General features: G+C 72.2%; 14 protein-coding genes. 10 read left to right on the forward strand and 4 right to left on the reverse strand.

The annotated features are described in order from the left end of the window. Nucleotides 1–14: 14 nt before the first annotated feature. Both ACWC97_RS18335 and ACWC97_RS18340 read right to left on the reverse strand, forming a co-directional pair. Nucleotides 15–644, reverse strand: coding sequence for an MBL fold metallo-hydrolase (locus tag ACWC97_RS18335; RefSeq protein WP_450650267.1), 630 nt, complete (start codon nucleotides 642–644; stop codon nucleotides 15–17). Continuing rightward, the gene (locus ACWC97_RS18340) at nucleotides 644–1,729 is read right to left on the reverse strand and encodes an S-(hydroxymethyl)mycothiol dehydrogenase (protein WP_450650269.1); all 1,086 of its coding nucleotides are present in this window, start codon (nucleotides 1,727–1,729) and stop codon (nucleotides 644–646) included. The genes ACWC97_RS18335 and ACWC97_RS18340 overlap by 1 nt, the downstream gene beginning before the upstream one ends. 273 nt (nucleotides 1,730–2,002) lie before the next feature. On the opposite strand from ACWC97_RS18340, the gene phsA reads away from it, so the two are divergent. Then, entirely contained in the window at nucleotides 2,003–3,892 is a 1,890-nt protein-coding gene (gene phsA / locus ACWC97_RS18345) for an O-aminophenol oxidase PhsA (RefSeq protein WP_450650271.1), read from the forward strand. Between the two features lie 76 nt (nucleotides 3,893–3,968). Here the strand turns inward: phsA and ACWC97_RS18350 are convergent, their stop codons facing one another. Further along, nucleotides 3,969–4,670, reverse strand: coding sequence for a FadR/GntR family transcriptional regulator (locus tag ACWC97_RS18350; protein ID WP_352279196.1), 702 nt, complete (start codon nucleotides 4,668–4,670; stop codon nucleotides 3,969–3,971). Nucleotides 4,671–4,813: 143 nt separating this feature from the next. Here ACWC97_RS18350 and ACWC97_RS18355 point away from each other — a divergent pair, with 143 nt between their 5' ends. From ACWC97_RS18355 to ACWC97_RS18365, 3 genes are all read left to right on the forward strand, one after another. Next, the gene (locus tag ACWC97_RS18355) at nucleotides 4,814–5,323 is read left to right on the forward strand and encodes a gluconokinase (RefSeq protein WP_352279198.1); all 510 of its coding nucleotides are present in this window, start codon (nucleotides 4,814–4,816) and stop codon (nucleotides 5,321–5,323) included. Nucleotides 5,324–5,334: 11 nt separating this feature from the next. Then, nucleotides 5,335–6,732, forward strand: coding sequence for a GntP family permease (locus ACWC97_RS18360; protein WP_352279200.1), 1,398 nt, complete (start codon nucleotides 5,335–5,337; stop codon nucleotides 6,730–6,732). 184 nt (nucleotides 6,733–6,916) lie between these two features. Beyond that, on the forward strand, nucleotides 6,917–7,414 hold the full coding sequence (locus tag ACWC97_RS18365; RefSeq protein ID WP_352279202.1) for an ASCH domain-containing protein: 498 nt from the start codon (nucleotides 6,917–6,919) through the stop codon (nucleotides 7,412–7,414). A gap of 9 nt (nucleotides 7,415–7,423) precedes the next feature. Here the strand turns inward: ACWC97_RS18365 and ACWC97_RS18370 are convergent, their stop codons facing one another. Next, the gene (locus ACWC97_RS18370) at nucleotides 7,424–9,079 is read right to left on the reverse strand and encodes an FAD-binding dehydrogenase (protein ID WP_352279204.1); all 1,656 of its coding nucleotides are present in this window, start codon (nucleotides 9,077–9,079) and stop codon (nucleotides 7,424–7,426) included. 200 nt (nucleotides 9,080–9,279) lie between these two features. Here ACWC97_RS18370 and ACWC97_RS18375 point away from each other — a divergent pair, with 200 nt between their 5' ends. The 6 genes from ACWC97_RS18375 to ACWC97_RS18400 all read left to right on the forward strand — a co-directional run bounded on the left by ACWC97_RS18375 (nucleotide 9,280) and on the right by ACWC97_RS18400 (nucleotide 13,002). Further along, the gene (locus ACWC97_RS18375; protein WP_352279206.1) at nucleotides 9,280–10,173 is read left to right on the forward strand and encodes a DMT family transporter; all 894 of its coding nucleotides are present in this window, start codon (nucleotides 9,280–9,282) and stop codon (nucleotides 10,171–10,173) included. A 57-nt stretch (nucleotides 10,174–10,230) separates the two neighbouring features. Beyond that, on the forward strand, nucleotides 10,231–10,860 hold the full coding sequence (locus ACWC97_RS18380; protein WP_352279208.1) for a TetR/AcrR family transcriptional regulator: 630 nt from the start codon (nucleotides 10,231–10,233) through the stop codon (nucleotides 10,858–10,860). Between the two features lie 62 nt (nucleotides 10,861–10,922). Further along, a complete protein-coding gene (locus ACWC97_RS18385) occupies nucleotides 10,923–11,696 on the forward strand; it encodes a glucose 1-dehydrogenase (protein ID WP_352279209.1) in 774 nt (257 codons plus the stop codon). 34 nt (nucleotides 11,697–11,730) lie between these two features. Continuing rightward, the gene (locus tag ACWC97_RS18390) at nucleotides 11,731–12,252 is read left to right on the forward strand and encodes an NUDIX domain-containing protein (protein ID WP_450650275.1); all 522 of its coding nucleotides are present in this window, start codon (nucleotides 11,731–11,733) and stop codon (nucleotides 12,250–12,252) included. 46 nt (nucleotides 12,253–12,298) lie between these two features. Beyond that, on the forward strand, nucleotides 12,299–12,694 hold the full coding sequence (locus ACWC97_RS18395; protein WP_352279212.1) for a YidH family protein: 396 nt from the start codon (nucleotides 12,299–12,301) through the stop codon (nucleotides 12,692–12,694). After that, on the forward strand, nucleotides 12,691–13,002 hold the full coding sequence (locus ACWC97_RS18400) for a DUF202 domain-containing protein (RefSeq protein WP_450650277.1): 312 nt from the start codon (nucleotides 12,691–12,693) through the stop codon (nucleotides 13,000–13,002). Before ACWC97_RS18395 ends, ACWC97_RS18400 begins: the two co-directional genes overlap by 4 nt. Nucleotides 13,003–13,025: the final 23 nt, after the last annotated feature.

Consider the following 13,025-nt stretch of genomic DNA (forward strand, 5'->3'; position numbering starts at 1 on the left):
CCCCGGGGGCGTGCTCAGTGGCCCCGGGCGATCCACTCGTCCAGGTGCGGGGCCTCCGCGCCGATGGTGGTGGAGTCGCCGTGCCCGGTGCGGACGGCGGTCTCCGCGGGGAGCGTCAGGAGCCGGTCCCGGATCGATTCGACGATGGTCGGGAAGTGCGAGAAGGACCGTCCGGTGGCGCCGGGGCCGCCCTGGAAGAGGGTGTCCCCGGTGAAGACGGTGGACAGCTCGGGGGCGTAGAGGCAGACGGCGCCCGGGGCGTGGCCCGGGGTGTGCAGGACCTGGAGGGTCGTACCGGCGACCTCCAGCGTTCCGCCGTCGGCCAGTTCGCCGTCCGGGGTGCGGTCCGGGTGGGTCTGCCGCCACAGCGGCAGGTCGTCCGGGTGCAGCAGGACGGGGGCGCCGGTCGCGTCGGCGAGGGCCGGGGCGGCGTCGATGTGGTCGTTGTGCGCGTGGGTGCAGACGATGGCGCGCAGCGTACGGCCGCCGAGGGCGGCCTCGATGGCGGCGGCGTCGTGGGCGGCGTCGATGACGATCGCCTCGGTGTCGTCGCCGACGATCCAGACGTTGTTGTCGACCTCCCACTCGCCGCCGTCGAGGGCGAAGGTGCCGGAGGTGACCAGGTGGTCGATGCGGGCGGCCATCAGAGGATCACCACCGAGCGCAGCACGTCGCCGTCGTGCATCCGGGCGAACGCCTGCTCGACGTCGCCGAGTCCGATGGTCTCGGTGACGAAGGCACCGAGGTCGAGCCGCCCCTGCTGGTGCAGGTCGATCAGCATCGGGAAGTCGCGCGAGGGCAGGCAGTCGCCGTACCAGGAGGACTTGAGCGAGCCGCCGCGGCCGAAGACGTCGAGGAGCGGGAGCTCCAGCTTCATCTCCGGGGTGGGGACGCCGACCAGGACGACGGTGCCCGCGAGGTCCCGGGCGTAGAACGCCTGCTGGTACGTCTCCGGGCGGCCGACCGCCTCGATGACGACATCGGCGCCGTTTCCGCCGGTCAGGGCGCGGATCGCCTCGACCGGGTCGGTGGAGCGGGAGTTGACGGTGTGCGTGGCGCCCATCGTCTTCGCGGTCTCCAGCTTCCGGTCGTCGATGTCGACCGCGATGATCTTCGACGCGCCGGCCAGCCGGGCCCCGGCGATCGCGGCGTCGCCGACGCCGCCGCAGCCGATCACGGCGACCGAGTCGCCCCGGCCGACCTGGCCGGTGTTGATGGCGGCGCCGATGCCCGCCATGACGCCGCAGCCGAGGAGTCCGGCGACGGCCGGGGAGACCTCGGGGTCGACCTTGGTGCACTGGCCGGCGGCGACCAGGGTCTTCTCGGCGAACGCGCCGATGCCGAGGGCCGGGGACAGCTCCGTGCCGTCGAGGAGGGTCATCCGCTGCTTCGCGTTGTGGGTGTCGAAGCAGTACCAGGGGCGGCCGCGCAGACAGGCGCGGCACTGCCCGCACACGGCACGCCAGTTGAGGACGACGAAGTCGCCCGGGGCGACGTCGGTGACACCCTCGCCGACGGACTCCACGACCCCGGCGGCCTCGTGGCCGAGGAGGAAGGGGAACTCGTCGTTGATGCCGCCCTGCTTGTAGTGCAGGTCCGTGTGGCAGACACCGCATGCCTGGATCTTGACCACGGCCTCGCCGGGCCCGGGATCCGGGATCACGATCGTCTCGACCCGTACCGGCTCGTTCTTCCCCGGTGCGATGACCCCTTGCACCTGCTGCGCCATACCGTGGTCTCCTCTTTCCGTCGTTTCGCGAAGATCGAACGCGAACAACCGTACGCCCCCGTGAGGGTGTCACGGCGGCGCGCCGCGTTGGCGGGAAACGACTGCCGCTCCCCCGGCGGGATGTACCGGTTCCAGTCAGATGGTGTGCGATGCAGAACCTTGTCGGATTCTCCGCGGTCCTTTGATACGTAGGGGGAGATCGGCCGGTACCTGCGGGGGCAGGGGTCGTTCTCCCCCCGCGACAGGGGAATCACTGATCATGGGGGAAGTACCTTGACCGAGATCATCGAGGCCACGGAGAAGATCAGTCAATCGGGGGACGAGCCTGCCGTGCTGGCGGCACCGGTCGGCGGGCTCGTGCCGTACGTCGACGCGCTGCCCGTTCCGCCGGTGCTCCGTCCGCGGAGCGGCGACGTGCTGCGGGAGACCGAGATCGCCGTGTCACCCACCTGGGTGCGGCTGCACGCGCAACTGCCGCCGACCCTGATGTGGGGGTACGACGGCATGGTGCCCGGGCCCACCATCGAGGTGCGGCGCGGGGAGCGGGTCCGGATCGCGTGGACCAACCGGGTCCCGAAGGGGAGCGAGTACCCGGTCACGGCGGTGGAGGTCGGCCCGGTCGCGCCGGGCGAGCCCGCCCCGCACAACAGCCCCGGCCGGGACGGGGTGGAGCCGAACCCGGACGTCGCCGCGCTGCCCGCCTGGACGGTGACGCATCTGCACGGCGCCCAGACCGGTGGCGGCAACGACGGCTGGGCGGACAACGCGGTCGGCTTCGGCGACGCGCAGCTGTCGGAGTACCCGAACGACCACCAGGCGGCGCAGTGGTGGTACCACGACCACGCGATGAACATCACCCGGTGGAACGTGTACGCCGGGCTGGTCGGCACGTATCTGGTCCGGGACCACGAGGAGGACGCGCTCGGCCTGCCGTCCGGCGACCGGGAGCTGCCGCTGATCCTCGCCGACCGCAATCTCGACACCGACGAGGACGGCCGGCTCAACGGGCGGCTGCTGCACAAGACGACGGTGCTCACCAAGGCCCACCCGGAGACCGGGAAGCCGGTGTCGCTGCCGTTCCTCGGCCCGTACACGACGGTCAACGGGCGGATCTGGCCGCATCTGGACGTGGACGACGCCTGGTACCGGTTCCGGCTGGTCAACGCGTCCAACGCGCGGATCTACGACCTGGTGCTGGTGGACGACGGGAACAACCCGGTGCCGGGGGTGATCCGGCAGATCGGCAGCGACGGCGGCCTGCTGCCGCGCCCGGTGCCGGTCGACTTCGACGCCTCGCTGCCGCAGCTGACGATCGCCCCGGCCGAGCGGATGGACCTGCTGGTCGACTTCTCGGCGCTGGCGGGCCGCCGGGTCCGGCTGGTCAACCGCGGCAAGCTCGCCCCCGGGGTCGCGGACCCGGCGTCGAACGTGCCGTTCCCGCAGGTGATGGAGTTCCGGGTGCGGGAGACCGGGCGGCGGGACACCTTCGAGCTGCCCGAGGTGCTGTCGGGTTCCTTCCGGCGGTACGAGCACGGCCTGGTGGAGCACGGGCACCGGCTCGTGGTGCTGACGGTGCCGGGGACGGTCGGCGGCGGCGGCCATCCGGAGATCTGGGAGATGGCGGAGGTCGAGGACCCGTCGACGGTGACGGTGCCCTCGGACGGGGTCCTCCAGGTCCGGGGCGAGGACGGCACGGTGCGTACGTACCGCAGGATCTCGCGGACCTTCAACGACGGTCTCGGCTTCACGATCGGCGAGGGCACGTTCGAGCAGTGGTCGTTCCTCAACCTGGGCGGCCCGACGCATCCGATGCACATCCATCTGACCGACTTCCAGGTGATGGGCCGGGAGGCGTACGTGCTCGACGGCTTCGACCCGGCGCTCGGCGGGACCCGCTCCCCGGTGGAGTTCGACCACGGAACCAAGATCCCGGCCGCCCCCAACGAGCACGGCTGGAAGGACGTCTTCCGGGTGCCCGCCGGGCAGCTGGTGAAGGTGCTCGGGACGTTCGACGGGGCGTACGGGCGGTTCATGTACCACTGCCATCTGCTGGAGCACGAGGACATGGGCATGATGCGGCCGTTCGTCGTGATGCCGTCCGAGGCGATGAGGTTCGACCACGGCGCCGGGCATGGCGGTGGCCACCAGGGACACGGCGGCTGACCCGGACACACACCCGCACGCACGGCGGCCCCCGCGGAGGGACTTCCGCGGGGGCCGTCGCGCGTGCGGGCGGGGCTCAGGGGGCGAGGACGTCCAGTTCGTGCAGGGCGCCCACGGCGATCTCCCTGGTGAGCCGCTCCGCCGCCGCCGCGTCGCCCTCGCGGACCGCTTCGGCGAGCCGGACGTGCAGGGTGACGGCGGCCGGGTCGGGGTCCTCGAACATGACCTGGTGGTGCGTACGGCCCGCCAGCACCTCGGCGACCACGTCGCCGAGGCGCGCGAACATCTCGTTGCCGGAGGCGTCGAGCACGATCCGGTGGAACGCGATGTCGTGCTCCAGGTAGCCCTCCAGCTGCTGGCCGCGCGAGGTGGCGACCATGCCGAGGGCGCGCTCGGTGAGGGCGGCGCACTGCTCCGGGGTGGCGTTGCGGGCGGCGAGACCGGCCGCCACGGGCTCGATCGCCGAACGCAGCACGGTCAGCGAGCGCAACTGGCGCGGGCGGTCCGCCCCGGCCAGCCGCCACCGGATGACCTGCGGGTCGTACACGTTCCACGCCCCGGTCGGCCGTACGGTCACGCCGACCCGGCGCCGGGACTCGACCAGGTGCATGGACTCCAGGACCCGGACCACCTCGCGCACGACGGTGCGCGAGACGTCGAAGCGCCGGGCGAGCTCGTCGGTCCGCAGGACCGCCCCCGGCGGATGCGTGCCGGCGGCGATCTCCAGTCCCAGGGTGTCCAGCACATGGGTATGGAGCCCGGGGCCCTGTGTGGTCATGGGCAAAGCCTACGGGGCGTCCTTCGACGACGAAAAGTACGACGTTTACGTCACAACATCTTGAATAAGTCGTACGTATGGGTTTCAGTAGCGCGACGGACCGATGTCGAGGAAGACATCGCGGAAGACTGCGAGGCACCCCCATGAGCACTCCCCACGTCGTCGTGGTGATGGGCGTTGCAGGGACCGGCAAGACCACGATCGGCCCCCTGCTCGCCGCCGGACTCGGCGTTCCGTACGCGGAGGGCGACGACTTCCACCCCGCGGCCAACATCGCCAAGATGTCGGCCGGCGTCCCGCTGGACGACGCGGACCGGTGGCCCTGGCTCGACGCGATCGGCCGCTGGGCGCACGGCCGGGCGGGGCTCGGCGGGGTGGTGAGCAGCTCGGCGCTGAAGCGGTCGTACCGCGACCGGCTGCGCGCCGAGGCGCCCGGGGTCCTCTTCCTCCATCTGACCGGCGACCGGGCGCTGATCGAGGCCCGGATGGCGGGGCGTACGGGCCATTTCATGCCCACCGCCCTGCTCGACTCGCAGTTCGCCACCCTGCAGCCCCTGCAGGAGGACGAGGCCGGCGTCTCCGTCGACGTGTCCGGCACCCCTGAAGAAATCACCCAGCGAGCCGTCGCGGCCCTGCGCCGGCTCGAGGACTAAGGACCTCCACCGTGACCAGTCTCAGCGTCGAGATGTTGGCAGCGGACGCCGTCGAACCGATCACCTCGGCCGGCAACGCCCAGTTGGGCATCGCCGTCCTGGCGGGCATCGCCGTCATCGTCCTGCTCATCACCAAGTTCAAGATGCACGCGTTCCTCGCGCTGACCATCGGGTCGCTGGCGCTCGGTTCCTTCGCCGGGGCGGCCCCGGCGAAGACGATCGCCAGCTTCACCGCCGGTCTCGGCTCGACCGTCGCGGGCGTCGGCGTGCTGATCGCGCTCGGCGCGATCCTCGGGAAGCTGCTGGCCGACTCCGGCGGCGCGGACCAGATCGTCGACACCATCCTCGCCCGGGCGAGGGGGCGCTCCATGCCGTGGGCGATGGTGCTGATCGCCTCGGTGATCGGCCTGCCGCTCTTCTTCGAGGTCGGCATCGTGCTGCTGATCCCGGTGGTGCTGCTGGTCGCCAAGCGCGGCAACCAGTCGCTGATGCGGATCGGCATCCCGGCCCTGGCCGGCCTCTCCGTGATGCACGGGCTGATCCCGCCGCACCCCGGACCGCTGGTGGCGATCGACGCCCTCGGCGCCAACCTCGGGGTCACCCTGGCGCTGGGCGTCCTGGTGGCGATCCCCACCGTGGTCATCGCGGGGCCGCTCTTCTCGCGGGTCGCGGCGCGCTGGGTGGACGTCCCGGTGCCGGAGCGGATGGTCCCGCAGCGGCCCTCGGAGGATCTCGACCGCCGTCCCGGCTTCGGCGCCACGCTGGCGACGATCCTGCTGCCGGTGGTGCTGATGCTGGTCAAGGCCCTGGTCGACATCGTCGTGGACGATCCGGAACAGGGTCTCCAGAAGATCACCGACGTGATCGGCTCGCCGCTGATCGCGCTGCTGGCGGCGGTCGTGGTCGGCATGTTCACACTGGGCCGGGCGGCCGGATTCTCGAAGGGCCGGCTCTCCACCACGGTCGAGAAGTCGCTCGCGCCGATCGCCGGTGTGCTGCTGATCGTGGGCGCGGGCGGTGGCTTCAAGCAGACCCTCATCGACGCGGGCGTGGGCCAGATGGTCCTGGACTTCTCCAGGAACTGGTCGATCCCGGCGCTGCTGCTGGGCTGGCTGATCGCGGTGGCGATCCGGCTGGCGACCGGCTCGGCGACGGTGGCCACCATCTCGGCGGCCGGTCTGGTCGCCCCGCTGGCGGCCGACATGTCGACCTCCCACGCCGCGCTGCTGGTGCTGGCGGTCGGCGCGGGCTCGCTCTTCTTCAGCCATGTCAACGACGCCGGGTTCTGGCTGGTGAAGGAGTACTTCGGAATGAGCGTCGGCCAGACGGTGAAGACCTGGTCGGTGATGGAGACGATCATCTCCGTGGTCTCGCTGGTCTTCGTCCTGCTGCTGTCACTGATCATCTAGGTCCCGCCCGGGGACCCGCCCCGACGGCGCCCGCCGGCCCGGCTCACGCCCGGCCCGGCGGGCGCCGTCGTCGTACCGGCCGGAACCGGTGTCCAACTGCCTTACGTTCGGCACCTGTTGACCAAACAGCGGCTTTTCGACCGTTTCGCCGCCGGACCGGACGGTCCGTGCCAGACTTGCCGCCATGGGAAATCACGAGCCTCTTGACGAAACCCTCGGGGCGCGGCCCGAAGGCCCCGCCAGCACCCCCCTCAAACCCTTTCTGCTCGCCTTCCCGGGACCGCTGCGCGATCAGCTGGTCGAGGCGGTCCTCACCGGCGCGAAGGTCTCGACGACCGGGCTGCTCGCCGAGTACGAGGCGGAGGACGAGGAGCTGCCGCCGGTGGGCGAGCGGTCCGCGCTGATCGACTCGGACGGCCGGGAGGTCGCCGTACTGGAGGTGACGGAGGTACGGGTGCTGCGCCTGGGCGACGTCGGTCTCCAGCACGCGATCGACGAGGGCGAGGGCTACTCCTCGGTCGCCGAGTGGCGTGCGGCGCACGAGCGTTTCTGGCACGGCGACGAGATGCGGGAGGCGCTCGGCGACCCGGGCTTCACCGTCGACGACGACACGATGGTCGTCGCCGAGCGGTTCCGCGTCGTCGAACGGCTCACCCCGCCCGCGGAGGCGCGGGAGCGGTAGCCGGGCGCCTCAGCCGACCGCCTTCGCGGCCGCCCGGCCCGCCGCCCGGCCGGAGAAGATGCAGCCGCCGAGGAAGGTCCCCTCCAGCGAGCGGTAGCCGTGCACCCCGCCACCGCCGAAGCCGGCCGCCTCGCCCGCCGCGTACACCCCGGCCAGCGGGGTGCCGTCCTCGGTCAGCACCCGGGAGGACAGGTCCGTCTCCAGTCCGCCGAGCGACTTGCGGGTGAGGATGTTCAGCCGTACGGCGATCAGCGGACCGGCCTTGGGGTCGAGGATGCGGTGCGGTGCGGCGGTCCGGATCAGCTTGTCGCCGAGGTAGGCGCGGGCGCCGTGGATCGCGGTGATCTGGAGGTCCTTGGTGAAGGGGTTGGCGATCTCGCGGTCCCGGGCGACGATCTCGCGGCGCAGCTCGGCCTCGTCGATCAGCTCCTGGCCGGTCAGCTTGTTCATGCCCCGGACGAGCGCGGAGAGGTCCTTCTCCACGACGAAGTCGACCCCGTTGTCCATGAACGCCTTCACCGGCGCCGGTACGTCGGCGCGGGCCCGGCCGATCACGTCCCGGATCGACTTGCCGGTGAGGTCCGGGTTCTGCTCCGAGCCGGAGAGCGCGAACTCCTTCCCGATGATCCTCCGGTCGAGGACGAACCAGGTGTACTCGTGGCCGGACCGCATGATGTGTTCGAGGGTGCCGAGGGTGTCGAAGCCCGGGAAGAGCGGGACCGGGAGCCGCTTGCCGCGGGCGTCCAGCCAGAGCGAGGACGGTCCGGGCAGGATGCGGATGGCGTGCTTGGCCCAGATCGGGTTCCAGTTCTCGATGCCCTCGGTGTAGTGCCACATCCGGTCGCGGTTGATGTGGTGGGCGCCCGCCTCCTCGGCGATGCCGAGCATCAGTCCGTCCACGTGGGCGGGGACGCCGGAGAGCAGTTTCGCGGGCGGCGTGCCGAGCCGGGCGGGCCACTGCTTGCGGACCAGGTCGTGGTTGCCGCCGATGCCGCCGGAGGTGACGATCACCGCCTGGGCCCGCAGTTCGAAGGAACCGGCCACCACCCGGCTGCTCGCGGTGCCCCGGGCCGCGGCGCTCGGCTCCAGCACCTCGCCGGTCACGGTGTCGACGGTGCCCCCGGTGCGGCCGAGGCCGGTGACCCGGTGCCGGAACGCGAAGCGCACGAGCCCCTTGGCGACGCCCGCGCGGACCCGGCGCTCGAAGGGGGCGACGACGCCGGGGCCGGTGCCCCAGGTGATGTGGAAGCGGGGTACGGAGTTGCCGTGGCCCGTGGCGTCGTAGCCGCCGCGTTCGGCCCAGCCGACCACGGGGAAGAGCCGCAGCCCCTGGGCGCGCAGCCAGGAGCGCTTCTCGCCGGCCGCGAAGTCGACGTACGCCTCGGCCCACTTGCGCGGCCAGTGGTCCTCCTCGCGGTCGAAGCCCGCCGTGCCGAACCAGTCCTGGAGCGCCAGCTCGTGGCTGTCCCTGACCCGCATCCGGCGCTGCTCGGGCGAGTCGACCAGGAAGAGGCCGCCGAAGGACCAGTGCGCCTGGCCGCCGATCGACTGCTCGGGCTCCTGGTCGAGCAGGATCACCGAGCGCCCCGCCTCGGCCAGTTCGGCGGTGGCCACCAGCCCGGCCAGCCCCGCCCCGATCACGATCACATCAGCGTCGTACGCCATGGGTTCCATCCTTGTCGGGGCGGTCCGGTACCGGGGCATGCGGTCCTGCCGGAGCCGGAAGTTACTCGTGCGTCAGATCTTCTGCACCGGCCGCCACGGCGTCAACCGCCCGGTCGGCCCCGTTCCGGCCGCACCCGGGGCACACCGGCGCTATCGTCGGTACACATCACCCCATTTCCGGCCCTGTACGAGGTAGCGGCATGTCGGTGCTGGTCGTCGCGCTCGCCATGAGTGCCGCCTGCTGCCTGGGATTCGGCTTCGTCCTCCAGCAGGCCGCCGCCTCGCACGCCCCGAGGAGCGACTACCTCTCGCCCCGGCTGCTGCTCGACCTGATGCGGGTGCGGAGCTGGCTGGCCGGGGTCGGGCTGATGGTCTGCGGAATGGTGCTGGGCGCCCTGGCCCTGGCCAACGGCGAGGTCTCCGTCGTCGAACCGCTCCTGGCCACCAATCTGCTCTTCGCGATGACCCTGTCCCGCCACCGCACCGGCCAGCGGCTCGGCCGCCAGGGCTGGGCCGGGCTCTGGCTGCTGGCCGGCGGGGTCGCGGCCTTCCTGCTGGCGGGGCGGCCCGAGGGCGGCGAGGCGGTGACCGGCGTACTGCGGCACTGGCTGGTGGTCGGGGTGGTGGTGGGGTCCGCGCTGCTGCTGACCACCGTCGCCAAACGCGCCGTCACCGCCGCCTCCCCCGCGCTGCTCGCGGTGGCGGCCGGGCTGCTCTACGGGCTCCAGGACGCGCTCACCCGGGTCAGCGGCCAGCTCATCACGGGGGGCGGGTGGACGGCGCTGCTCACGGCGTGGCAGCCGTACGCCGTCGTCCTGCTGGGGGTGACGGGACTGCTGCTGGTGCAGAGCGCGTTCGAGACCGGGCCGCTCAGGGTCTCGCTGCCCCCGCTGACCGCCGCCCAGCCGCTGGCCGGGATCGCCTGCGGGATCGGCTTCCTCGGCGACCGGCTGCGCACCGACGCCGGGGCGCTGGCCTGGCAGGCCGTCGGGCTCGCCGCGATCGTCGTCGGGATCGTGCTGCTCGGGCTCCATCCGGCGATGCCGGAGGGGCCGGTCGGCGGGCGCCGGGAGAAGAGCCTCCAGCCCAACTGAGCCGCTCCGGACGCCCCTCCACTGGTTTTTAATAATGGCCAGTATTACAGTGCGGGTATGGCGCGAACGTCCGGTCCCGAGACCCGGGAGAAGCTGATCCGCGCGGCCGAGGAGATCTTCGCCGCCCAGGGTCCGGACGGCGCACAGCTACGCGACATCGTCCGGCTCGCCGGCCAGAGCAACCCCTCCGCCGTCCAGTACCACTTCGGCTCCCGGGCCGGGCTGCTGGACGCGGTGATGGCGGGCCGCCAGGACCGCACCGAGCGGGTGATGGCCCGGCTGCTGGACGCGCTGGACGCGGACTGCGGCGTACGGGAGCTGGTCGCCGCGCTGGTGACGGCCGAGGCGAGCCTGCTCGCCGACGACCGGGGCTGCCGCTGCCTGCGGATCTCGGTCCGGCTCACCCATGAGACCGGGCTGCGGACCGGCACCCCGCATCCCGTCCTGGACGACACCCACTACGGGCGGCTGATCGCCCTGCTCAAGGACCGTCTGGGCGCGTTGCCCGCCCCGGTCCGCCTGGAGCGCCTGGACCTGGCGCTCACCCTGATCGGCGCGGCGTTCGCCGACCGCGCGCGCCAGCGGCTCGACGGGATCGAGCCGCTGACCGGCGAGGCGTTCTTCCTCGCCGATCTCGTCGAAACCACCACCGCGTTCCTGCGCGCCCCGGTGCCGGGCACCCCCTGAGGGGCCCGTACCGCCGGGGCCACCGCATCACGCACCCTTCCGTACCGCACAGAGGAAACACCATGACTGACACGAGCAACCTCAGCGACAAGACCGTCATCATCACCGGCGGCGCCCGGGGCCTGGGCGCCGAGGCCGCGCGCCTCGCGGTGGCGGGCGGCGCCAACGTGGTGATCACCGACCTGCTCGACGAGGAGGGTGCGGCCACCGCCGCCGAGCTGGGCGGGAAGGCCCGCTTCGTCCACCACGACGTGACCTCCGAGGAGGACTGGCAGCGGGTCGCCGAGTTCGCCGTCGCCGAGTTCGGCCGAATAGACGGCCTGGTCAACAACGCCGGGGTGTCGACCGGGATGCCGCTGGAGACCGAGAGCGTCGAGCACTTCCGCAAGGTCATCGACATCAACCTGACCGCCGTCTTCATCGGCATGAAGACGGTGATCCCGCTGATGAAGGAGAACGGCGGCGGCTCGATCGTCAACATCTCCTCGGCGGCCGGCCTGATGGGCCTCGCCCTGACCTCCAGCTACGGCGCCTCGAAGTGGGCCGTGCGCGGGCTGACGAAGGTCGGCGCGGTGGAGCTCGGCACGTCCCGGATCCGGGTCAACTCGGTGCACCCCGGCATGACGTACACCCCGATGACCGCCTCCGTCGGCATCCAGCAGGGCGAGGGCAACTACCCGAACACCCCGATGGGCCGGGTCGGCGAGGCCCCGGAGATCGCCGCCGCGGTCACCTTCCTGCTCTCGGACGCCGCCTCGTACATCACCGGTGCCGAGCTGGCCGTGGACGGCGGCTGGACCACCGGTCCGACCGTCAAGTACGTCATGGGCCAGTGATCCCGCGGCGGTGTCCTGATGTTGGATGGGGAGCATGACTCCTTCTGACGAGATCCTGGACATCGTCGACGAGAACGACCAGGTCGTGGGGCAGGCCCCGCGCGGTGAGGCGACCGCGCGGGGCCTTCGCCATCGCTGCGTCTTCATCGAGGCCCGGGACGCGGAGGGGCGGCTCTTCGTCCACCGCAGGACCCCGGGGAAGCTGGTCTTCCCGTCCCACTACGACATGTTCGTCGGCGGGGTGGTCGGTGCCGGGGAGTCGTACGACGAGGCCGCGCTGCGGGAGGCCGAGGAGGAGCTGGGGGTGTCCGGACTCCCCCGGCCCGAGCCGCTCTTCAAGTTCCTCTACGAGAGCGCCGCGCACTCCTGGTGGTCGTACGTCTACCGGGTGCGGTGCGAGCTGCCGGTCAGCCCGCAGGTGGAGGAGGTGGCCTGGCACACCTTCCTCACCGACGACGAGCTGGACGCGCGGATCGACGACTGGCCGTGGGTGCCGGACGGGCTGGCGGCCTACCGGCGGCTGCGCGCCTTCCGGGCGGCCGGGGCGGGCTCCTGAGTCCGGTCGGCGCCCGTCCCGGGGAAGCGGCGGATAGGGTCCGGACGTGATCGAATTCGTGCGGGGCCTGCGGCTGTGGTTCGCGCCGGAACGCGTCCGCGAGGAGGGCGCGACGCCCGACTACCGGTTCTCGCTCGCCAACGAACGCACCTTCCTCGCCTGGATCCGGACGGCCCTGGCGCTGATCGGCGGCGGTTTCGCGGTCGACCAGTTCCTGCCGGAGCTGGCCTGGGGCGTGCGCGCGGGGCTGGCGCTGGCCCTGCTGGCGGCCGGGGTGCTGTGCGCGCTGCGGGCCGTCAACCACTGGGTGCGGTGCGAGCGGGCGATGCGGCGCGGGGAGGACCTGCCGGTCTCGCGGTTCCCGACGCTGCTCGGTCTGGCGGTCGCCGTGGTGGCGGTGGCGATGGTGGTGGTGGTCCTCTTCGGCTGGGAGGGCCGGTGAGCGGCGTGCCGCGCGATCCCGGGCTCCAGCCCGAGCGGACCCGGCTGGCCTGGCGGCGGACCACGCTGTCCTGCACGGTGGTGCTGGCGCTGGCGGCGAAGCAGGCGCTGCACGCCGGGGCGGGCCCGGCCGCGGTGGTGGCGGTGGCGGTGGGCGCGCTGGCCTGGCTGGGGATGCTGGTGGTGGCGCACCGGCGGGTGCTGCGGATGCGGAGCGCCCGGCCCCGGCCGATGACAGTGCGCGGGGCGCTGGCGGTGGCCGGGTGTGCGGTGGTGCTCGCGGGGTGCGCGACGGCCATGCTGTTCTGAGCGGGCCGCCGCACTCCTCGCGC

Source organism: Streptomyces sp. NPDC001108 (assembly GCF_053598535.1).